We start from the raw sequence: 20031 nt of genomic DNA on the forward strand, positions 1-20031 counted from the left end.
CGGACGGCTCTGGGCCGGGCGCGAAGGCTCCGCGGCGGTGGAGTTCGCCCTGGTGCTGCCGTTCATGGTGCTGCTGTGCTTCGCCTTCGTCGGCGCCGGACGGCTGTTCTGGAACTATCACATCGCCGTCTCGTCGGTGCGCGACGCCGCCCGCTACGCCGCCCGCCTGCCGATGACCTGCGCGGGCCTGACCAACGCCGGCGACGTCACCAACGTCCAGAACCTGACGCGCACGGGCACCAAGGACGGCTCCGGCTCGCCGCTGATCGCGACCTGGACCAGCAACGCCACGGTGACGGTCACCGTCACCTGCGTCAGCAACGCCGGCGGAACCTATTCGGGCCGCTACGACGGCATGACCGGCGTGCCCCGCGTGCAGGTCAGCGCCACGCCGCCCTACATCGAATCCTTCGGCCCGCTGACCGGGATCACCCTGACCTCGTTCACGGTCAGCTCTCAACAGGCGTGGACAGAATGACCCGTCTTCGAGCTATAGCCTCGCGGCTGGCCCGCGACGAAAGCGCCGCCACGGCGACCGAGTTCGGCCTGGTGTGCTTCGCCTTCATCGTCATGCTGCTGGCGGTGATCGACATGGGCCGGCTGGGCTGGACCATCAACACCGCCAAGACCGCCACCCGCGAGGGCGCGCGCCTGGCCGTCGTCAGCCCGATGGTCTCGACCTACATGGCCGGCTACGACGGCACCGCCACCTATGGCGGCGGCGGCACCGTGCCCGACATGGCCTTCAGCTGCACCGGCTCGAACACGACCTGCACCCAGACGCAGGGCAGCGGCGGCTCGCCGGGGTTCGACAACACCACCTTCACGGCCGTGCTCAACAAGATGCAGGCCTACCAGCCCGACATCACGGCCGCGGACGTAACCATCACCTATCGCCATGTCGGCATCGGCAAGGTGGGCAACCCCTATGCCCCCGACATGGAGCCGCTGGTCAGCGTCAGCGTCGCCAACCTCACCTTCACGAGCGTCGCCTTGCAGATCTTCGGCGTCGCCCCCTTCAACCTGCCAACCATGACGTCGACACTCAGCGGAGAGAGCCTGTCATGAGCCTGCTCCATTTCGGCCGCCCCAAGACGGTGGCGCCGCCGCCCCCGAGCAATCCCCGCCCCACGGCCTGGCGCGTCGGCCTCTGCGGCGCGGGCCTGGGCGCGGATCCGCCGGTGGCGATGCTGTCGGCGATGTTCCCGGCGGTGACCTTCCGGCTGCTGGACTGCGCCTGGCCCGAACGGGCCGCCCATGCCTTCGACCTGCTGATCGTCGGCGTCGACGGCGGCGATCCGGCCGAGGTGGAGCGCATGGGCTCGCGGATCGCCGCGGCGGCCGGCCGCTTCGAGGTGCTGGTGGCCATGCGCGGCGCCGACATCGAGGCCACCCGCCGCCTGCTGCACCAGGGCGCGGCCGACGTGCTGCCCGCGCCGGTCAGCGACACCACCCTGGCCATCGCGCTGGAGCGGATCTTCTGCCGGCTCGACACCGGCCGGGCCCACAAGCGCAGTGGCGAGATCATCGGCGTGCTGAAGGCCGGCGGCGGCGTCGGCGCCACCTCGCTGGCCGTGCAGACGGCGGTGATGCTGGCCGGACGCACCGGCTCGGCCGGCGTCTGCCTGGCCGACCTGGACGTGCAGATGGGCGCCGCGGCGCTTTATCTCGACGTCGGCGACGCGGTGACGGTGGGCCAGGTGCTGGCGGCCGGCGGCGCGGTCGAGGAGATGCCCTTCGCTTCGTCCCTGCCCACCCATCGCAGCGGCGTGTCCGTGCTGGGCGCCCCGCAGGAGATGATGCCGGTCGAGGCCCTCAGCCCCACCCTGGTCGACGGCCTGATGGCCGCCCTGCGTCGCGACTTCGAGACCACCCTGGTCGACCTGCCCACGGTCTGGACCGCCTGGACCAACCGCCTGCTGCGCCAGTCGCAGCGGATCGTGCTGGTGACCCACCTGTCGGTGCCGCATGTGCACCTGACCCGTCGCCAGCTGCACATGCTGACAGCCCAGCGCCTGGACGACGTGCCGGTGACCCTGGTCTGCAACCAGGTCGAACCCGACAGCGCCAGCGGCCTGTCCCTGAAGGCCGCCGAGCAGGCCATCGGCCGCCCCTTCGACCTGGTGGTCCCCGAGGACCGCAAGCTGATGCACCAGGCGATCAACCAGGGCCTGGCGCTGAGCGCCGTGCGCCGGGGCAGCAAGCTGGAGGCCGCGATCGGCCGCCTGGCCGACACCCTGGTTCCCGCACACCCCGTCGCCCTCGCCCAGGTCGGGAGATAAGCCATGCTCTGGAGCGAAGAGACCCGCCGGATCGAAAGCCACGCCGCAGCGGCCGATTTCGCCCAGCCCGCGCCGATCGACGACGCCCTGGGCCTGAAGGTGCGGCTGCACCAGCGGCTGATCGACCTTCTGAACCTCAGCCTGCTGGACCGCACCCCGCGCGAGACGCTGCGCCAGGAGATCCGCGGCGCGGTCAGCGGCCTGCTGGCCGACGAAAAGCGCCTGCTCACCCCCGCCCAGACCGACCAGCTGGTCGACGAGATTCTGGACGAACTGCTGGGCCTTGGCCCGCTTGAGCCGCTGCTCAAGGACGACAGCGTCACCGATATCCTGATCAACACCCACGAGACGGTGTATGTGGAACGTCAGGGCCGCCTGCACCGCACCAACGTGCGGTTCCAGGACACCCGCCACCTGGTGAGGATCATCAACAAGATCGTCGCCGCCGTCGGCCGTCGCATCGACGAGAGCCAGCCGATGGTCGACGCCCGCCTGGCCGACGGCAGCCGCGTCAACGCGATCATCCCGCCGCTGGCCGTGGACGGCCCCCTGGTCTCGATCCGCAAGTTCTCGCGCGTGCCGCTGGCCATGAGCCGGCTGGTCGAGCTGGGCAGCATCACCCAGGAAATGGCGCTGGTGCTCGAGGCCATCGTCCAGGCCCGCCGCAACGTGCTGATCTCGGGCGGCACGGGCTCGGGCAAGACCACCCTGCTGAACGCCATGTCGGCCTATATCGACGAGCGCGAGCGGATCATCACCATCGAGGACTCCGCCGAACTGCAACTTCAGCAGCCGCACGTCGGCCGCCTGGAGACCCGCCCCGCCAACATCGAGGGCCAGGGCGAGGTGCAGCAGCGCGAACTGGTCCGTAACGCCCTGCGCATGCGGCCCGACCGCATCATCGTCGGCGAAGTCCGTTCGGGCGAGGCCTTCGACATGTTGCAGGCCATGAACACCGGCCACGACGGCTCGATGACCACGGTGCACGCCAACACCCCGCGCGACGCCCTCTCGCGGGTGGAGCAGATGGTCGGCATGTCGGGCCTGGACATCCCCGCCCGCTCCGTGCGCGGCCAGATCGCCTCGGCCATCCACGTGGTGGTGCAGGCCGAGCGCATGGAGGACGGCCACCGTCGCATCGTGTCGGTGTCCGAGATCACCGGCATGGAGGAAGACGTCATCTGCATGCAGGAGATCTTCCGCTTCCGCCGCGCGGGTCGCACGACCGACGGCCGGGTGGCGGGCAACTACGAAGCCACGGGGGTTCGCCCGCGGTTCATGGAGGTGCTGCACGCCCGCGGCGTCGACCTGCCCTCCAACCTCTTTTCGCCTGGTCGGATTTCGGGGTGACGCCATGCAGGGACTGCTCTTTCCCATGGCCCTGGTGCTGGCCTTCGTGGCCGCGGTGCTGGCCGGCCAGACCATCTTCGGCCTTCTGCTGACGGCGCGCGAACAGACCCAACGGGTCAATCGCCGCCTGACCCTGATGGCCGCCGGCATGAGCCAGGAAAAGGTCTACGAGTCGCTGGTGCGCGATCCGCGCGGCAGCTGGATCGATCGCACGCCCTACGGCGCCCTGCACAGCCGCGCCACGCTTTACCTGCGCCAGGCGGGACTGACGGTCGGTCCGCTGCAGGTGCTGGGCGTCGTGGCCGCCGCGGCGGCCGGCCTGTGGCTGCTGGCGCTGGTGTTCCTGCGCGGCCAGCCGGTCGAGACCCCGGTCTCGCAGGTGCTGGTCACCGCCGTGGGCGCGGCCGTGGTCAGCAGCGCGGTGGCGGCGATGTGGATCGTCCAGCGGCACGCCGCGCGCCTGGCCAAGCTGGAAGAACAACTGCCTCTGGCCCTGGACGTGATGATCCGGGCCCTGCGCGCGGGTCACCCCGTGATCTCGGCCGTGGGCCTGGTCACCCAGGAGATGCCCGATCCGATCGGCACCGAGTTCGGCCTGGTGCTGGACGAGACGACCTATGGCGTCGAGTTCCGGGACGCCTTGTCGAACCTGGCCCGGCGCACCGGTTCGCCAGACGTGGCCTTCTTCGCCGTCAGCATCGCCATTCAGAGCGAGACCGGCGGCAACCTGGCCGAGATCCTGCATGGCCTGGCCAGCGTGATCCGCGGCCGCGCCTCGCTGGCCAAGCGCATCCGGGCCCTGTCGAGCGAGGGACGGATGTCGGCGCTGATCCTCAGCCTGCTGCCGCTGTTCTGCGTGGGCGTGGTCAGCGTGTTCCGCCCCGAGTTCTACACCACCAAGTTCTCGGATCCGGCGTTCTGGCCCGTCGTGGGCGGCGTCGTGGTCCTCTACCTCATCGGCCAGCTGATGATCCGCCGGATCGTCACCTTCAAGTATTGAGGCCTCGCCATGGACCTTTTTGTTTCCGTCGGGCTCCAGGTCGCCGTCTTCCTGGCGGTGGGCGCCATGGCCCTCTTGGTGTTCCGCCAGGTCGACGCCGGTGCGGCCCTCAAGCGCCGCATGCGTGAACGGGCCGCCGGCGGCGCGGCCCTGGCGACCGGCCCCGCCGGGGGCCTGCTCAAGGACTCCAAGCCCAAGACCCCGTTCATGAACTGGGTGCAGGCCCGTGCTCCGGGCGCCGAGACGCCGGAGAAGCGCACGGGCCTGGCCCGGACCCTGGCCGAGGCCGGGTTCGAGGGCCCGGCCGCCGTGCCAGGCTATTTCCTGGTGCGGGTGATCAGCGCCGTGGGGCTGCCGGCGATCCTGCTGCTGGCCCAGAAACTGTCGGCCAAGCCCGTGGTCGGCCTGCCGCTGATCGCCGGGGCCCTGCTGCTGTGCGGCCTGGGCCTGGTGATCCCGGCGATCTTCGTCGACCTGAAGGCCACCGGCCGTCGCGAGCGCCTCGAGCACCAGTTCCCTGACGCCCTGGACCTGATGGTGGTCTGCGTCGAGGCGGGCCTTGGCGTCGACGCGGCCTTCATCCGCGTCAGCCAGGAGATTAAGCCCTCGCACCCCGAGATCTCGCGCGAGTTCAGCCAGGTCTCGCAGGAGCTGCGGGCCGGCCGCAGCCGCGCCGACGCCCTGCGGCGCATGGCCGACCGGGTCAATGTCGACGCCCTGCGGGCCTTCGCCGCCCTGATGATCCAGACCGACAGCCTGGGGGCCAGCATCACCCAGACCCTGCGCTCCTACTCCGGCGAGCTGCGCGAGAAGCGGTTCCTGAAGGGCGAGGAGAAGGCCATGCGCATCCCGGTGCTGCTGACCATCCCGCTGGTGGCCTGCATCCTGCCGGTGATCATCACCGCCCTGCTGCTGCCCGCCGGCCTCGACGTCGTCCACAACCTCATGCCCGCCATGAAGAGGCACTAGAGATGCGCCAGCTCCTCGTCGCTTCCGTCGCCTGCGCCCTGCTCGTCCCGCTGTCGGGCTGCGCCACGCTCAAGCAGCTGGCCAGCGCCCTGATGGGGCCCAAGCCGGCGCAGACCGAGATCCGCGCCCTGGCCGCCCTGCCCCCGCCCGATCCCGCCGCGGCCGTCGACCGGCTCTATGGCCGCGCGGCCGAGGCCATCAAGGCCCGCGACTACGCCCTGGCGCTGGAGCTGCTGCAACTGGCCGCCACCCGCGCGCCGACCGACGTGCGGGTGCTGAACGCGCAAGGCGTGGTCTACGACAAGCTGGGGCGCTTCGATCTCAGCGAGCGCTACTACGCCCGGGCGCTGGAGGCCGACCCCCACTCGCGGATCGTGCTCAGCAACATGGCCTACTCCGCCCGCCTGCAAGGCCGCGAGCCGCCCACCGGCGTGCTGCAGGCGTTGGCGGAGCCGCAAACCACCCTGGCGGGCGGACCGCCGGCCGAGGTCGTCCCCATGCCCGGCGGCGGCTCCTAAGGACCGCCTGGAGACTTATGCGATGGAAATCGACTTCGTTCGCCTGGCCGGATCGGTCGCCTACGCCGCGCTGTTCGTCATCGCGGCCGGCTGGGACGCCTGGACCCGCAAGATCCCCAACTGGACCGTGGCCGCCCTGGCGGTGCTGTTCGTCTTCGCCCAGCTCCTGACCTGGTCGACGCCCAACTGGCTGTCAAGCTTCAGCGCCTTCGGCCTGGTCATGCTGGCCGGCGTGCCGATGTTCGCCAGGCGGCTGATCGGCGCGGGCGACGTCAAGCTGCTGGCGGTCGCGGCGCTGTTCGCCGGCATGGAGAACCTGCTGCTGCTGTTGGTGGCCACCGCCATCGCCGGCGGCGCCCTGGCCCTGGTCGCCCTGGCCGCGCGTCCCTATGCCGGCGCCTTCGGCGGCTGGATCCGCACGCGCGCCGGCATTCCGTACGGCGTGGCCATCGCGGCCGGCGCACTGCATGTCGGCACGACTACGGGAATGCTGGCCGTCAGCCAGCGCCTCACCCACTTACAACTTTGAAAGCAAGAAAAGGCATATTCCTGTATTTGCGCGATTATCTCCTGGCAGGAGAAAACTGCGTCATTAGTGCAAATTTGATAGCGTTGTCTTCCATTCTTAGTCATTTCGACTACCCAATGGAGGGTATGCGAGCTCGCTGGAAATAATATCCAATCAGTAAACCAGCCGTCGGCGGGCAGAATAAAGCAATATGGTTTTCAATCGCGACAGCATTGCAATCGAGAGCTTCATCGCGAGACCAGGCCAGAACTTTCATCCTGCACCGGCGGCGATCCATACGGGGCGTCGCACATGGGACTGATCAAGATGATCGAGGTGGTGGATTCGGAAGTCGAACGCGGCGTGTTCGAGTCGCACATCGCCAACGCGATCCTCAACCTGGTGAACTTCGGCGTGATCGTCGCCGACAGCGAAGGCTGCGTCTACGCCGCCAACGACCTGGCCTGGAGCTACGTCGCCCACGGCGACGGGCTCTCGGAAAAGGGCGGCCTGCTGACCGCCGAGAACGGCTTCGAGTCCGAGGCCCTGCACAATCGCATCGCCGCGGCCGTGCGCCAGGGCCGCTCGGGCGCCATGCTGATCCACCGCTCGCGCAGCCAGAAGCCGCTGGTGGTCCTGATCGAGCCCTTCAGCACCGACGACAGCGGCTTCCGCTGCGCCCTGGTCACCGTCCGTGAAGTCGGCCGCGCCTCGCCGCATATCGCCGAGCGCGCGCGGATGATGTTCAACTTCTCGCCGGCCGAGGCCGAGATCGTCGCCCGCGTGGCCCAGGGCCGCGAGCCGGCCGAGATCGCCGCCGAGCGCAAGGTCAGCATCAACACCCTGCGCGTGCAGATGGCCTCCGCCATGGTCAAGGTTGGCGTCCACCGCCAGGCCGAACTGGTCTCGGTGATTTCTTCCGCCGACATCCTCGAATGAGGTTTCGCAAGACAACTATTCTTAACATTAGTAAGTGTGAGTTATTGTGACGCGATCTGTATATGTTAATATTTACAGGTCGCGAGGGCAAATCCCCCCGTTTTGTCACCGCCGCGACGAATGACCGGCTCGCCGAGGCTGTCCGCAACGCCATCGACGATCCTCGGCGGCGCGCCCCGCCCGCCGAGCGCCGGGTCTGGACATCAGCACCCCCTCGTCCTGACCCGGCGCCGGTCGATCGCGCGTTTGCGCGCTCAACCCTACCAGCACAACCCAGAAATCCCCTCCGCGGCCCCACCTAACGGGAGCCGCGAACACGCATAGTAAGAATGCACTATTCAAATCAAATTAGACATTTGATATAGGCTATATTTAAGTGCGACATGCTGTCATTCTTACTATGCAAATCATTTACCATGCTTTAGGGCGCTCTGCTTAACCCTCCCTCGCGATGATCCTCCCATCATCCTCACTCCTGGGGTTTGCAATGCGCTTTCCGATGATCCTGGCCGCCGCCTTCACCGCTCTGGCCGCCACTACCGCCTCCGCCGCGCCCGCCAGCTACGAGCTTCGTCTCGAAGGGCACGTGCCGGTCATCTGCCGCGTCAGCCTTGACGCCACCACCGCCTCGAGCGCCGAGCCGACCGACCTCGGCCGGATGACCGAGTTCTGCAACAGCGCCTCGGGCTACGAAGTGCGCCTGACGCACGCCCAGGGCCTGAACGACGCGGCCGTCTATGTCGACGGCCAGAAGATCCAGCTGTCCTCGACCGGCGTCACCCTGATCAGCCGCTCTAGCACCGCGGCCTCGCAGAGCCACAGCCTGCGCCTGGATCCCGGCGCCGACGCCGGCCAGGTCGGCGACCTGTCGGTGAACATCACCGCGCTCTGACCCCGTTTTGCTCCGCCCTTCCCCCCGGGCGGTCGGCAAAAAGAAAGCCCCGTCGGCTCGCGCCGGCGGGGCTTTTTCAGGCTGGGCCGAGGTTACATGCAGGCGACGGGGGTGGTGGCCGTCGGCACGGCCAGGGGCGTCACGGTCACCGTCAGGATGTCCTGGTAGTTCGGCGACGGAACCTTGCCCGCGCCGCCCTCCAGCAGAGTCGGCGTCACCGCCAGATACTGGCCCGACAGGCCGGCCCGTGAACAGGTGACGGTGTTGAAGGTCGGCGAGGCCGTGGTCTTCGACTGGCCCAGGAAGTCCAGCTGGTAGGGAATCCGCTGGTTGGCCGTGCCCAGGTTCCCGCCGGCATAGGTCATCCGGAACTGGTTGGCCGAGGTCAGGGCCACCGAGTACGGCCCCGAGCTGGCCACCCGCACGTTGCCGGTGCGCTGCTTGACCGAGTTCGGCGTCGACGGCAGCGAGGCCGTCGTCAGCGTGCCGATCTCGCCGAAGTCCAGCGCCGGCCCAACGAAACTGGCCTGGAGGGCGCTGAGCACGTTGATGCGGATGTCGAGCGAGTTGGCGATCACGCCGGACTCGTCAGCCGCGCCGCCCGTCCGCTTGCAGTAGTATTTCTGGTCGACATAGATGTCGGTCGCCCCCGCAGGCAGGTCGGCGCCGCTGGGCACTGTGATCGTCACCATGAACGTCTTCACGTCGGGTTGGCCGACCCCGCCGAAATTCAGCTCGACCTCGTTGGGATTGACGTTGTTGGGATCGAGCACGTGCCCCGGCGGATTTTCCAGGATCTGACCACCGGTCGAGGTCTGGACGACCGTCAGGGACGAAGGCGTGTCGGGCCGGCGCAAGTAGATGAAATCGACCTCCTGCGTTTTCTTGCCGCCCACAGCCGGCGGCCGGCGAGCCGTGACAGAGACCGTCTGCACCGTGGTGCCGCTGGGGTTGAACGGATCGAAATTGCCCGAGAGCACGACGGGATCGAAGGTCACGCACTGGGCCTGGGCCGCGCCCGAGACCAGCAGGACCCCGCCGACGCCCGCGGCCAGTCCGATGAGCAGGGTATGCGATCGGCGTTTCATGTCAGCCTCCGGACGCGTTGGGCTTGAGGTCGCCGGTCTTGACGAAGCCCTCGGCGCTGGCCGGGACGTCGAGATAATAGACCGTGGGGGGCGTCGTCCCCATTTCGAGCCGCCAGCGACCGGGCCGCAGGCCCGAGGCGCCGAACCGGCCAACGCGGTTGGTGAAGATGGTGATCGGCTCGCTCTTGGATCCGGGCGTCATCTCGACCGCGCGACCCGAAACCAGCGCCAGCGGCTGGCCGTCGGCGTCGACCATGCGGCCGATGGCGGTGATCGAGTAGTCCGAGCCGACCTCCAGGCGATAGCCCGAGCGATACGGCGGGAAGAGACGGAACGAGCCCGAGCCAAGATCGTAGCCAGCCGGCGCGTTGGGCGCGTCGACGGTGATGGTCCGCTCGGCATAGGCCGCCAGGTTGGTTTCCAGCGCCGTGCCCAGCTCGCCCGAGTTCGAGGTGTAGCCGAACGGGGTCGGGTTCACGACGACGTCGGCGCCCTTCAGGCTCTTGTGGCCCTTGATGATGGCGAAGCTGTCGTAGACCGGCCGGCCGACCGACACCGCGCCGTCGGCGAAGCCGATCGAGGTGCCGACCCGCAGCGAGGTGCGCCCGTTGTCGGGTCCGTCAAAGGCCTGGAAGTGCGACAGGCCCAGCTCCGCCCGGTTGGCGATGTAGTTGACGCTGCCGTTGAAGGCGGAGTCGTCGGGCGAGCGCGAGACCTCGGCGAAGGCGTTGTAGGAGCCCACGCCCTGGCCGTGGATCGTCTGGTAGGCGATCCGCGCGCGGTCCTCGCGGCCGTCGTATTCGGCCCGCAGGCTCGAATTGTTCGAGAACTGCCAGGACAGCGAGATCAGGGCCGAAGTCTCTCGGCGCCCGGGAACGTCGTCGTACATGAGGTTGGCCGTGACCGCGAGGTTGGAGGTCAGGCGATAGCCCATGCCCAGGCGATAGGCGCTGGCGTCGGGGAACTCGTCGCGACCGCTGGAGTAGCGGCCATCGAAGCTGGCGTAGATCGCGTCGCTGAAGGCGTGCGAATAGCCGACCCCGATCTCGTAGTTGTAGCGGTTGTCGGGGAAGAAGGTCCCGACCGGGCCAAACTCGCGGCTGCGGGTCTCGAACGACAGGTTCAGGGCGTCGGCGCGACCGCCGGCGAACTGGAACAGCCGCTGGAAGCTGACGATCGCCGCATAGCCGGAGCCATAGGTGTCGATGTGCGACAGGGCGAAATCGACGCCCAGCGTGCCGACCTTGGTGCCGAACAGGCCCTCGGCGCCCATCATGACGGTGGTGTCGTCAGCCTGGCCGTTGACGCCCAGTGTCACCCGATCGGTGATGCCGCGGCGATAGAAGCCGCTGACCGTCCACTCCTCGGTGTAGTCGGGGCCGTCGAGCAGCAGCGGCGCCTTCACGCCGGCGAACAGGCCGAATTCCGACAGTCCGGGATCCAGTTGCGAGCGGTCGAAGAAGACGTTGAACTGCAACGTCTCACGACGGCCGGTGTCGTCCTCGATGACCAGGCGCACGTCGTTGGCGCCCTGGGCGAACGGGAAGTCGCGCACGTTGTAGCGGCCGGGATCCAGGCGGATGCGCCGGGTCAGCTGGTTGTTGAGGATCACGCTGACGTCGGACGAGCGGGCCAGGGTGAAGCTCTCGCGGCCACGCGGGCGGGCGATCGTCTGCGGTTGCAGCACGCTGTAGGAGCGGAAGATCGAGATCCCCGCCATGTCGGGCGCGGCCTGGAAGCCGCGGCCGACAGCCTGCAGGTCGCCGGCGGTCCAGCGCAGCACGTTCTTGACGTCGTCATAGACGAAGCGCGTGCCCAGCCGCTGGAAGTCCTCGTTGCCGCCCGGCTGCCAGACGGCCTCGTTCTCGAACACCAGGCCGTTCAGGCGCACGGCGCTGTCGAGCAGGAAGGTCGGGTCGCCGAGGCCTTCGTCGAAGCCCTGCTCCACGTAGTCGACCGAGCCGCGGATGTTGAGATAGCCGCTGAAGCCGGCCGGGGCGACGTAGGAGCCCAGGCCCATGCGGTCCATCGGCGTGACCTGCAGGCTGCGCACCACCTTGAGCTCGGGCGGAATGTTCATCCGCAGTTCGAGCGCCCGGGGGTCGTAGGTCATGGTCATGCCGGCCGAGGCGACCACCTCGGGCGAGACCACGCTACGTCCGGCCAGGGCCGTGCGCAGCGCGCCGACCGCAGGAGCGTCGAGCAGCGGCGCGACCAGGCTGAGCAGGCGGTCGGACGGCATCGACAGCTGGCCGTCGGCCGAGATCGCCAGCGGCATGTCGCCGACATAGAACTCGCCGTCCTTCAGCGGCACCGTCAGGGTCACGTCGCGACCCGTGGGGTTCAGCTGACGGCGGGCGTCGGCCGCGGTGGCGGCGCCGGCCGAGGGCGCGCTGGTCGGCTCCTGGGTGGAGGCCAGCATGGCGTAGGGAATGGGCTCGGCCATGGCGGCCAAGGGGGCGGCGAAGGGGACCGCGCCGGCCAGGCATCCCGCCATCAGCCAGCGGCGGTAGGCGCGCGACCTAGCGCCCTTCGTCGGACGAGAATTGGGCCTCAAGGGAGCCTCCTGCTGCCGCCGTCAAGGGCAGTTCGATGGGAACGGCGATGCGCCGCGTCTGGCCGGGGGCGATCAGGCCGAAGCCGATCGTCTGTTGGATCTCCGGACCGGGAATGGTCCGCGAGAAGACCGCCTTGCCCGCGGCGTCCTTCTCGATGATCTTCAGCTTTCCGCGGGACAGGTATCCGTGCGTGTTGGACGTGTTGGCGACGTAGACGACCGGGACGGGCTTGCCGTCGGCGTCCGCGCCGATCTCGCTCTTCGACAGGGCCAGGGCCGGCTTGCCGCCCGAGGGCGCGACGCTGGCCAGGACCTGGAAGTTGTAGAGGATCTGGATGGCCGACTGGCCCTCCGGCAGCTTCACCGGCATCTGGGCGACGGTGACGTAGTAGTGCTTGCTTTGCGCCAGGGCCGGGTCGCCCACCCACTGGATCCGGAACGACTGGGTCTCGCCCGGCTGGATCACCGCCTGGGGCGGAAAGATCAGCAGGTCGTTGGTCGGGGTGTCGCTGGGGTGGGCGCCCTTTTCGTCGAAGGACAGCTCCTCGGCGCGCAGCTCGACCGGCAGCGGGTTGGCGAAGGTGTTCTGCACCGTGACGATCTGGGACATGCCCCGACCGGTCGGTTTCAGATCGATGACGACAGGCTGGACGGTCATGGCCAGGGCGCTTCCGCCCAGGCCCGGCGCCCCCTGCGCCGCCAGCCCCGCGAGGGCCAGGAGACCGGCGCATGCCGCCCCCAGCAAGCGCCCTCGGAAGGTTTTCGAACGAGTCATTCGGTGTCCGCTCCTCATGGATTCAGTTCGTTCTGTTCAGCTTCAGTTCTGGGCCTCGAGCTCGACGACGAGGGTTCCGGCGTAGTCGCCGGCGACCATCGGCGTCCCGCCGCCGGTGACGGCCAGGACGAGGTTCATCTGCCCGGCCGCGCCGTTGGCGGTGACCAGGTTGATCGGGGTGGTCGTCGCGCTCGTCCCCGACGCGCTGGCTCCGGCCCAGTCGGCCGTCAGCTGGAAGTCGAGGCGATCACGGAAGCCCGGGGCGGTCGCCGCGCCGCCGACGCGGCTCATGCCCGCGCCGTCGGTGCGAATCACCAGGCGGTGGGCCGAGTTGCAGACCACCGGGAAGGCCAGGCTGATCGAGGCGTCCCGCGGCTGGGCCGTCTGGGGATCGACGAACTGGGTGAAGCGCACCACGCCGGCCTGGCCGCCCTGGGTTGAGAAGCTGGTGTTGGCGCCGGCGGCCGCCGAGGGCGGCGACAGCACGCAGGCGCTGGGCGCCTGGCCGATCAGTTGCAGTTCGCTCGAGGCCTCGTCTCCCGTCGGGAGCGTCTGGGCGTTGGCGGCGGCGGCGACGCCCAGCGTCGCGGCGGCGGCAAGGAAAAGGACGGTCTTCATTGGGGTTCCACCGTCAGCCGCAGGGTGTCGCGGTAGACCCCGGACACCAGCGGAGCATTGGTCTGCAGGTTCGTGGCGCCGGGCTGGATATCCAGTCGCAGGGTCACGTCGCCGACGACGGGCTGGTCGACCAGCTGGGCGCTGTCGCGGATGCGGCGGGCGCTGGCGTCGGCTTCGAAACGGTTGTTGACCGGGCCCCAGGCCAGGGTCGCGGTGTAGGGCACCGCGTCGCTGAAGCCGGTCGGCGCCGGGGTCAGGCCCAGCTCCGAGCGCCACAGGCCGTTGTTTTGGCTCTCGAGCACGATCTGGTGGGCGTAGTTGCACACCGCCGCGAAGTTCACCTGGGCCGAGGCCGCGCGGGTCGACAGGGTGACCGGATCCGTCAGCTGGTCGACCTGCAGCGTGCCGCCGGTCAGGCTGAGGAAGTTGACGACCTGGCCCGCGCCGATGGTCGGCGAGGCGATGGTGCAGACCTTGGGCACCTGTCCGCGCACGACGAAGTCGCGGGTGTTGTCGTCCTCCTGCGCCCGGGCCATCTGGCCCAGCAGCAGCAGGGTGACGGCCGAGGCGCCGGCGAGGACGGCGGCCTTGAAACGGTTGGCTCTGGTCATTGCGCCCTCCCCCTCAGCTCGCCGCCGCCAGGGTGACGACGATCGCCCCCTGGTAGGTGTCGTCGGCGACCGGCCGCAGGCTGGGTCCGCCGGACGTGGCGAAGTTCGACAGGCTGATGGTGATCTGGCCCGAGCCGCCGCTGTCGCGGGTCTGGGACGCGCCGGCGTTGGCGGCCGCGCTGGTCGAATAGCTCGCGTCGACCGGGGTCCAGCCCGAGGCCGTGGCCGTGTAGTCGACCGCGCGCGAGAAGCCCGTGGGCGGCGTCGTCAGGAAGGCCTGGGCCGTCATCTGGGTGGCGGCGATGCTCAGCTGGCTGGGCGCGCTGCATTGCGTGCCGGTCAGCACCTTGGGCGGCGCAGCCAGGTTCGGCAGCAGGAGGCCCGTGGTGGTGTCGATCATCACCCCGACGTCGAACAGGTTGTCGCCGTCGCTGAGGTCGCCGATCGTGCAGATGTTGTTGGGCACCGTGGCGGTGATCTGGATCGGCCCGACGCTGTCGGAGGGCCCATAGGTCTGGGCCGACGCCGCGCCGGCCGCCGCCAGGGGCGCCAGGGCTATGAGAAGAAGAGCGCGCCGCATGGTTCAGCTCCCCGAGGCGGCCAGGCCCGCGTCGGGCCCGAGCGTGATGGTGACGAGCGCCAGGTAGGAGCCCGGCTGCAGCTGGCTGTCGCTGGCGGTGGCGAAGTCCGAGACCACCAGGGTCAGGTCGGTCTCCTTCGGCGCGCTGCTGGTCGAGGGCGCCCCCTGGCCCGACGTGCTGCCGGCGCTGGTGCGGACCGTGGCCGACGTCGCGCCCCAGGCGCTGATCGTGCAGGTGTAGTCCACCGAGCCGACAAAGCCGGCCTGGGTCGTGGTCCCGGTCACCGCCAGGGGCGAGGCCGAGATGGCCAGGGCCGCGCCGGCGTAGTTGCAGAAGGTGCCGGGCAACTGGATGGACTGGTTGGCGATGGTCGCCAGCCGGCCCACCCGGGCGCCCGAACTCTCCGAGATCTGGCCCAGCGCCAGGGCGCCAGGGCTCGGCGCGCCCAGCACGCAGACCTGGGCGACCTGGGCGTCGAGGCCGACGGTTCCCCTGACGGGGTCCTGGGCCCAGGCGCCGGTCGCCCCGGCCAGCGGGGCGAGAAGAGCGGTCGCCGCGAGTCCGACAAGGCAGGTTCGGTGCAGGATCATGACGACCTTTCTCCCCTCAAGTGGCCGGAGCCAGCGTCACGGCGACCGAGCCCGAATAGGACCCGGAGACCAGTCGCCCGCCGGCGGGCGTGGCCGCATCGGCGAAGCTGACGACGATGTCGCTGGCGAAGATGCCCGTGGCGCTGGCCGCGCCGCCGCCGGAGGCCAGCGTGCTGTCCGACGCCGACACCGAACCGCCCGAAGGCGAAGCCGTGGCGGTGGCGGTGTAGTCGATGCGGCGCTCGAAGCCGGTCGGGGCCGTACTGGTGAAGCTGGTGTTGAAGATCGGCTGGGCCTCGACGGCCATGGTCGCCGAAACCCCGTTGCACCAGCCGTTGAGCGTGGCCGTCCGGCTGGTCAGCTTGACGCCGTCGAGCCGGCCGATGGCCGAGACGTCGCCGGTCTGAAGCGACAGTTCGCCCAGATCCAGGACCACGTTGTCGGTCACGAACAGGCAGCGGTTGGACACCGTGCCGTTGACCTGGACCGTGCCGGTCACGCTCTGGGCCTGGGCCTGGCCCGAGGCGGCGGCGAGCGCGAGGCTCGCCGCGGCGACGGTCAGGAGAAAGGTGCTACGCATGGCGCTTCCTCCCTTTCTCTTCCGCTCACGAGGGCTCGATGGTGATCGAGATCGTGCTTTGGTAGTTGCCGGCCATCAGCAGCGCGCCCGAGGCGGTGTTCAGGGCATAGGCCTTGACCGTCAGGTTGCCGGCGCTGTTGGCCAGGCTGCTCGACAAGCTCTGCACGGTGGCGGCCGGCAGGGCGGCGGCGGTCACGTAGCTGACCGTCTGGGTCGTGCTGTTGGAGAGAGCGGCGTCGAGCGCGGCGGTATAGTCGATGTTGCCGGTGTAGCCGGTCGGGGCGGTGGCGCTGGGGGTCAGCGACAGGCGGGTCGAGCTCAGCGTCACCTTCGGGGCGGCGGTGTTGCAGTTCACGCGGAACTGGGTGGAGCCGCCGGGGCTGGCGTTGGTCGAGCCCGACAGGGTGGTCGACAGGGTGCCGTCCGCCTGCGACAGCTCGCCCAGCGGGATCGAGCCCGAGAAGGTGCCGCCGCTGCCGCCGGTGATGACGACGCACTTGGCCGCGACGCTGCCGGTGACATTGACCGTGCCGGTGACCGTCTGGGCCATGGCCGCCGGGGCGATCGCCAGGCCCAGAAGGGCGGCGGCGCCGAGAAGGATCGTCTTCTTCATCTCTTCACTCCCAAAGTCTTGCGTCGGCGGGGCCGACTTCTGCTTGTTCCGGGGCTTGCACCCCCTCCCCCTTCAAAGGACGCCGGATCCGCCGGGGGAGCGGGCCCGGAAGGCGGGTCACGGCGAGACGCTGAGCGTCACCGTGAGCGAGTCCGAATAGGTGTTGGCGGCCGCGAGGATCTGGGCGCCGGCATAGGCGGCGCGATGCACCCGCAGGTACGAGCCGGAGACGTCGTAGGAAGAGCCGTTCAGGCGCAGGCCCTGGCTTGCGCTCGACGGCCCCTTGAAGCCGCAGGTCGCGCCCGAGGTGCTCTTCAGGTCGCCGGTGTCGCAGGTGGCGTTGGCCGTCCCGACCCCGGCGTCGCCGACCAGGTTCAGGTCGACAAGATAGGGCGCCAGGTTGGTGTAGCCGGTGGCCGGCGTGACGCTGGAGGCCAGGAGGCCGCCATTGCTCGAGACCACCGCGGCGCGGAACGGCACCGTGCACTGCAAAGTAAAGGGGAAGTCCGCCGTGAAGGCGTTGTTGACCTCGCCGACATTGGTCGAGCCGCTGGGCGCCATGCCCGGCGCAAAGCCGCAACGACCGCCCACGGAAGCCGTAACCGGAATGGACAGGACGATGTTCGGGGGCGAACCGCCGGCATAGGCCGTAACCTGCGCCCGGCTTTCCGTCACGCTGGCGGCGAGGATCATTCCCGCCAGCAAGCTCCCGCCAAGTATCCAGTCCCTATAGGACGGCTTGCGCTGGGTGCGCACGGCGCGAGGAAGCGTCAGTTGCTTGCCAGCCATGTCCCAGACCCCGTTTCTCTTAACAAGTTCTTAATGAACGATTGCAGAGAACCGGGGACCTGAAATCCCCCACCTTGGGTAGCTAGTACAGTTTCACCCGTCAGGAGAATTTGAATAAAATACGTACGGCTAAACTGCCCTTAGTAATACAAATGTATATAGCCATAGCTCAGTGATAAGCGTTCGCAAAAATCATGCGACAAACCGACGCTATGCAACATCTAATAATCCCAGGTTGTGGATAAGTTATCCCTAGTTGGCTTTAACTGCATAACAAAGTCGGCCCAGCCAAAGCAGTTGGGTCCACCGCCAGCCAAGGCTGGCGAGGGAGGGAAAGATGGACGGCTCGCACGCCGCAGTGGCAGTCTTCGACACGAGCGCGGTGCGCTTTTGTCTCGACGAAGACCAGATTGCCCGTATCGTCATTGATCAGACCGCCACCGTGCTCTGGCGCTCGCGCGCCGCGGCCGTCCTTCTGGCGGGCCACAGCCCGCTGGTCGATCGGGGCGGCAAGATCGGCGGCGTCGACCGCCGCACGCATCACTTCCTGATGGAACGGATGGCCGAGGCCCTGGCCGGCCATGACGTCTGCCAGTTCATCGGCAGCGAAGACCAAGATCGCCGCTTCCTGCTGCGCATGCGCGCCGTGCATGACGGCGACCAGATGGCGCTGGTGATCGTGCTCAAGGATTTCGACGCCCCGGCCCACCTGCCCCGCCTGGGCGCCCTGTTCGGCCTGAGCATCATGGAAGCCAGGATCCTGGCGGAGATCATCGCCGGTCACAGCGCGGATAGGATCGCGGAGCTCAAGGGCGTCTCGGTCCTGACGGTCCGCACCCACATCAAGCACATCCACGGCAAGATGGGCGTGCGCTCGAAGGAAGAGATCCTGGCGACGGTGATCAAGATCTTCGCCTGAACACTTAGCCCGACGCCGCGGCTCCGCGCACGGCCCAGGCGAGCAGCCGCTCGCTCAGCGTCCTGGGCCGATCAAGGCCCAGGCGGCGCAGTCCCTCCTGCGGCGAAGGCGCGCTCATGCCCTTGAAGACATAGGCCATCAGCGCGCGGGGATCCTCCTGGGCGGCCTTCAAGCGGCCCAGCACCCGCAACAGCCCCTCCTCCACCTCGTCGAAGTCCGAACCGAAAGGCAGCAAGGGCGCCAGCCCGGCCGCCTTGGCGGGCTTCAACGCCTCGGCGATGCGCTCGGGCGTATTGCGGCGGAAAGCCTCGGGGATCGCGTAGTCCGCCTCCAGCTTGCCGGCGCTCTTGGCGGCGTCGAGCAACTCCGGCTGAAAGCGGGAATCCGAGACGTTCAGCATGCGGACGACCGTGTCGCGATCGGTCCGCCCCCGCAGGTCGGCGACGCCGTACTCGGTGATCAGCACGTCCTTCAGGTGGCGCGGGATCGTGCCGTGGGCGTAGGACCACAGGATGTTCGAAGCCGCTTTGCGGCCGCCGCCCCGCACGGCCGGCAGGGTGATGATCGAGCGCGCGCCTTCGAGCGCGAAGGCTTGCGCCACGAAGTTGTATTGCCCGCCCACTCCACTGACGACACGACCGTCGTCGAGGCCATCCGAGATCACCGACCCCAGCAGCGTCGCCATCATGGCGGTGTTGACGAACCGGGCGTCGACGCGGGCCGAGCGGCGAGCCGCCTCGTCGCCATAGATCTCGTTGATGCCCGAGATGGCCTGCATCTGGAACCTGACCCGCTCGTCCTCCGGCATCTCGCGCAGGGCTCGATAGAAGGCGCGCGGCCCCAGGAAGAAGCCGCCGTGCAGCACCGCGCCGTCGACCTCGCGCTTGAGCACGCCGGCCCGCCGCAGGTCGAGCAGGCAGTCGACGAACATCTCGGTCGCCGCATAAAGCCCGGCCTCGAAGGGCCCGCCGCACAACGGCGCCGCGCCCGTCGGCGACAGGCGCGCCACCGTCTCGGCGAACGCCTGGGGCTCACGATGACGGACGATCAGGCCCTGGGCGACCGCGTCGCTGATCGCGCCGATGCCCATCTGGATCGTACCGCCGTCGCGCACCAGCGAGGCGGCGTGGAAGCCGATCGCGTAGGAGGCGTCGGGGATCGGCTCCTTGGGCGGCGCGAACAGCGGAAACTGCACGCCCGGCCCGTCCAGCAATTGACTGAACATCTCGGCCGGCAGGTCGCCGTCGCCGGGCATGAACGGCAGCTCGTCATTGACCTGGCCCACCAGCAGGAAGTCGGCCTCGCCCGCCTTGCGCGCCGCCAGCAGGTCCAGGGTGATGTCGGTGTTGCAGGACAGGCTGAAGCGGTCGCCCCTTCCCGCCACCAACTGCGCGACAACATTGACGCCCCGGTCGCGCAGATAGCCGGCCGCGTGGGTGTAGTTGGCCGAAATGTAGCTGCGCTGGGCGCTGGGGACGTTCAGGCGCGTGCCGGCCTGGAAGAAGAACTCGTCGACCTCGATATTGGACGGCAGGGCGTCGCGCCGCTGCAGCTCGGCATAGGCCAGCAGCGGATATCCGCCGAGCGTGCGCTCGATGATCGGCCCCAGGAACCGCTTCTCCAGGTCGGACTTCGGCCGCGGCGGCTCCAGTGTCAGGGCCGTGAAGATGTGCAGGCGGACCCCAGGATCCCTCAGCGCCCGCGCCACCAGGGCGTTGACCACATGGTTGGCCTTGCCCAGTCCCAGCGGCAGGCCAAGAACGATGCGGCGGCCGACGCGATCGACGATCGCATCGGCCAGCGCGTCCGGATCGGTGAAGCGCGGCGTCATCGCGTCAGCTTGGATCATACC

At 68.8% G+C, this 20031-nt stretch carries 22 protein-coding genes; 11 read left to right on the forward strand and 11 right to left on the reverse strand.

From position 1 onward, the window contains the following. Positions 1–37: 37 nt before the first annotated feature. The 10 genes from SGCZBJ_RS16500 to SGCZBJ_RS16545 all read left to right on the forward strand — a co-directional run bounded on the left by SGCZBJ_RS16500 (position 38) and on the right by SGCZBJ_RS16545 (position 8458). On the forward strand, positions 38–478 hold the full coding sequence (locus SGCZBJ_RS16500; protein WP_205685401.1) for a TadE family protein: 441 nt from the start codon (positions 38–40) through the stop codon (positions 476–478). Then, the gene (locus SGCZBJ_RS16505) at positions 475–1068 is read left to right on the forward strand and encodes a TadE/TadG family type IV pilus assembly protein (RefSeq protein ID WP_101719084.1); all 594 of its coding nucleotides are present in this window, start codon (positions 475–477) and stop codon (positions 1066–1068) included. The genes SGCZBJ_RS16500 and SGCZBJ_RS16505 overlap by 4 nt, the downstream gene beginning before the upstream one ends. Then, positions 1065–2282, forward strand: coding sequence for a CpaE/TadZ family protein (locus tag SGCZBJ_RS16510; RefSeq protein ID WP_101719085.1), 1218 nt, complete (start codon positions 1065–1067; stop codon positions 2280–2282). Before SGCZBJ_RS16505 ends, SGCZBJ_RS16510 begins: the two co-directional genes overlap by 4 nt. Before the next feature lie 3 nt (positions 2283–2285). After that, positions 2286–3632, forward strand: coding sequence for a TadA family conjugal transfer-associated ATPase (locus SGCZBJ_RS16515; protein ID WP_101719086.1), 1347 nt, complete (start codon positions 2286–2288; stop codon positions 3630–3632). 4 nt (positions 3633–3636) lie between these two features. After that, on the forward strand, positions 3637–4632 hold the full coding sequence (locus tag SGCZBJ_RS16520; RefSeq protein WP_101719087.1) for a type II secretion system F family protein: 996 nt from the start codon (positions 3637–3639) through the stop codon (positions 4630–4632). A gap of 9 nt (positions 4633–4641) precedes the next feature. Further along, positions 4642–5601: a type II secretion system F family protein gene (locus SGCZBJ_RS16525; protein ID WP_101719088.1), complete on the forward strand. Its 960-nt coding sequence runs from the start codon at positions 4642–4644 to the stop codon at positions 5599–5601. A 2-nt stretch (positions 5602–5603) separates the two neighbouring features. Then, positions 5604–6119, forward strand: coding sequence for a tetratricopeptide repeat protein (locus SGCZBJ_RS16530; protein WP_101719089.1), 516 nt, complete (start codon positions 5604–5606; stop codon positions 6117–6119). A 22-nt stretch (positions 6120–6141) separates the two neighbouring features. Then, positions 6142–6648: an A24 family peptidase gene (locus tag SGCZBJ_RS16535; protein ID WP_101719090.1), complete on the forward strand. Its 507-nt coding sequence runs from the start codon at positions 6142–6144 to the stop codon at positions 6646–6648. Positions 6649–6939: 291 nt separating this feature from the next. Next, a complete protein-coding gene (locus SGCZBJ_RS16540; protein WP_101719091.1) occupies positions 6940–7566 on the forward strand; it encodes a helix-turn-helix transcriptional regulator in 627 nt (208 codons plus the stop codon). 487 nt (positions 7567–8053) lie between these two features. Beyond that, positions 8054–8458, forward strand: a complete 405-nt coding sequence (locus SGCZBJ_RS16545) for a hypothetical protein (protein ID WP_101719092.1) — start codon at positions 8054–8056, stop codon at positions 8456–8458. A gap of 92 nt (positions 8459–8550) precedes the next feature. Here SGCZBJ_RS16545 and SGCZBJ_RS16550 read toward each other — a convergent pair whose 3' ends face one another. The 10 genes from SGCZBJ_RS16550 to SGCZBJ_RS16595 form a co-directional block, all read right to left on the reverse strand. Next, positions 8551–9546 carry a hypothetical protein gene (locus SGCZBJ_RS16550; RefSeq protein ID WP_101719093.1) on the reverse strand — a complete coding sequence of 332 codons (996 nt, stop codon included), beginning with the start codon at positions 9544–9546 and terminating at the stop codon, positions 8551–8553. 1 nt (position 9547) lies between these two features. Next, entirely contained in the window at positions 9548–12103 is a 2556-nt protein-coding gene (locus tag SGCZBJ_RS16555; RefSeq protein WP_101719094.1) for a fimbria/pilus outer membrane usher protein, read from the reverse strand. Continuing rightward, positions 12069–12878: a fimbrial biogenesis chaperone gene (locus SGCZBJ_RS16560; RefSeq protein WP_101719095.1), complete on the reverse strand. Its 810-nt coding sequence runs from the start codon at positions 12876–12878 to the stop codon at positions 12069–12071. The genes SGCZBJ_RS16555 and SGCZBJ_RS16560 overlap by 35 nt, the downstream gene beginning before the upstream one ends. A 42-nt stretch (positions 12879–12920) precedes the next feature. After that, on the reverse strand, positions 12921–13496 hold the full coding sequence (locus SGCZBJ_RS16565; protein WP_101719096.1) for a hypothetical protein: 576 nt from the start codon (positions 13494–13496) through the stop codon (positions 12921–12923). Further along, positions 13493–14107, reverse strand: a complete 615-nt coding sequence (locus SGCZBJ_RS16570; RefSeq protein WP_101719097.1) for a hypothetical protein — start codon at positions 14105–14107, stop codon at positions 13493–13495. The genes SGCZBJ_RS16565 and SGCZBJ_RS16570 overlap by 4 nt, the downstream gene beginning before the upstream one ends. 13 nt (positions 14108–14120) lie before the next feature. Further along, a complete protein-coding gene (locus SGCZBJ_RS16575; RefSeq protein WP_101719098.1) occupies positions 14121–14687 on the reverse strand; it encodes a hypothetical protein in 567 nt (188 codons plus the stop codon). Between the two features lie 3 nt (positions 14688–14690). Beyond that, positions 14691–15278 carry a hypothetical protein gene (locus SGCZBJ_RS16580; protein WP_101719099.1) on the reverse strand — a complete coding sequence of 196 codons (588 nt, stop codon included), beginning with the start codon at positions 15276–15278 and terminating at the stop codon, positions 14691–14693. Positions 15279–15294: 16 nt separating this feature from the next. Beyond that, entirely contained in the window at positions 15295–15858 is a 564-nt protein-coding gene (locus tag SGCZBJ_RS16585) for a hypothetical protein (RefSeq protein ID WP_101719100.1), read from the reverse strand. Between the two features lie 25 nt (positions 15859–15883). Further along, positions 15884–16471 carry a hypothetical protein gene (locus SGCZBJ_RS16590; protein ID WP_101719101.1) on the reverse strand — a complete coding sequence of 196 codons (588 nt, stop codon included), beginning with the start codon at positions 16469–16471 and terminating at the stop codon, positions 15884–15886. A gap of 117 nt (positions 16472–16588) precedes the next feature. Beyond that, on the reverse strand, positions 16589–17260 hold the full coding sequence (locus SGCZBJ_RS16595; RefSeq protein ID WP_133149277.1) for a hypothetical protein: 672 nt from the start codon (positions 17258–17260) through the stop codon (positions 16589–16591). A 337-nt stretch (positions 17261–17597) separates the two neighbouring features. Between SGCZBJ_RS16595 and SGCZBJ_RS16600 the strand changes: the two genes are divergently transcribed. After that, a complete protein-coding gene (locus tag SGCZBJ_RS16600) occupies positions 17598–18179 on the forward strand; it encodes a helix-turn-helix transcriptional regulator (RefSeq protein WP_101719103.1) in 582 nt (193 codons plus the stop codon). A 4-nt stretch (positions 18180–18183) separates the two neighbouring features. Here the strand turns inward: SGCZBJ_RS16600 and SGCZBJ_RS16605 are convergent, their stop codons facing one another. Further along, complete coding sequence (locus SGCZBJ_RS16605; protein WP_205685403.1) at positions 18184–20028, reverse strand: acetyl-CoA hydrolase/transferase C-terminal domain-containing protein; 1845 nt, start codon at positions 20026–20028, stop codon at positions 18184–18186. Positions 20029–20031: the final 3 nt, after the last annotated feature.

Origin of the sequence: Caulobacter zeae, assembly GCF_002858925.1 — a bacterium.
GTDB lineage: Bacteria > Pseudomonadota > Alphaproteobacteria > Caulobacterales > Caulobacteraceae > Caulobacter > Caulobacter zeae.

Coding starts and splice junctions, on each gene's coding strand:
- SGCZBJ_RS16585 (WP_101719100.1), bottom strand. CDS start 15,858: ATGCGTAGCACCTTTCTCCTGACCGTCGCCGCGGCGAGCCTCGCGCTC.
- SGCZBJ_RS16505 (WP_101719084.1), top strand. CDS start 475: ATGACCCGTCTTCGAGCTATAGCCTCGCGGCTGGCCCGCGACGAAAGC.
- SGCZBJ_RS16540 (WP_101719091.1), top strand. CDS start 6,940: ATGGGACTGATCAAGATGATCGAGGTGGTGGATTCGGAAGTCGAACGC.
- SGCZBJ_RS16580 (WP_101719099.1), bottom strand. CDS start 15,278: ATGATCCTGCACCGAACCTGCCTTGTCGGACTCGCGGCGACCGCTCTT.
- SGCZBJ_RS16510 (WP_101719085.1), top strand. CDS start 1,065: ATGAGCCTGCTCCATTTCGGCCGCCCCAAGACGGTGGCGCCGCCGCCC.
- SGCZBJ_RS16560 (WP_101719095.1), bottom strand. CDS start 12,878: ATGACTCGTTCGAAAACCTTCCGAGGGCGCTTGCTGGGGGCGGCATGC.
- SGCZBJ_RS16520 (WP_101719087.1), top strand. CDS start 3,637: ATGCAGGGACTGCTCTTTCCCATGGCCCTGGTGCTGGCCTTCGTGGCC.
- SGCZBJ_RS16570 (WP_101719097.1), bottom strand. CDS start 14,107: ATGACCAGAGCCAACCGTTTCAAGGCCGCCGTCCTCGCCGGCGCCTCG.
- SGCZBJ_RS16535 (WP_101719090.1), top strand. CDS start 6,142: ATGGAAATCGACTTCGTTCGCCTGGCCGGATCGGTCGCCTACGCCGCG.
- SGCZBJ_RS16575 (WP_101719098.1), bottom strand. CDS start 14,687: ATGCGGCGCGCTCTTCTTCTCATAGCCCTGGCGCCCCTGGCGGCGGCC.
- SGCZBJ_RS16550 (WP_101719093.1), bottom strand. CDS start 9,546: ATGAAACGCCGATCGCATACCCTGCTCATCGGACTGGCCGCGGGCGTC.
- SGCZBJ_RS16545 (WP_101719092.1), top strand. CDS start 8,054: ATGCGCTTTCCGATGATCCTGGCCGCCGCCTTCACCGCTCTGGCCGCC.
- SGCZBJ_RS16605 (WP_205685403.1), bottom strand. CDS start 20,028: ATGATCCAAGCTGACGCGATGACGCCGCGCTTCACCGATCCGGACGCG.
- SGCZBJ_RS16515 (WP_101719086.1), top strand. CDS start 2,286: ATGCTCTGGAGCGAAGAGACCCGCCGGATCGAAAGCCACGCCGCAGCG.
- SGCZBJ_RS16530 (WP_101719089.1), top strand. CDS start 5,604: ATGCGCCAGCTCCTCGTCGCTTCCGTCGCCTGCGCCCTGCTCGTCCCG.
- SGCZBJ_RS16590 (WP_101719101.1), bottom strand. CDS start 16,471: ATGAAGAAGACGATCCTTCTCGGCGCCGCCGCCCTTCTGGGCCTGGCG.
- SGCZBJ_RS16565 (WP_101719096.1), bottom strand. CDS start 13,496: ATGAAGACCGTCCTTTTCCTTGCCGCCGCCGCGACGCTGGGCGTCGCC.
- SGCZBJ_RS16595 (WP_133149277.1), bottom strand. CDS start 17,260: ATGGCTGGCAAGCAACTGACGCTTCCTCGCGCCGTGCGCACCCAGCGC.
- SGCZBJ_RS16600 (WP_101719103.1), top strand. CDS start 17,598: ATGGACGGCTCGCACGCCGCAGTGGCAGTCTTCGACACGAGCGCGGTG.
- SGCZBJ_RS16525 (WP_101719088.1), top strand. CDS start 4,642: ATGGACCTTTTTGTTTCCGTCGGGCTCCAGGTCGCCGTCTTCCTGGCG.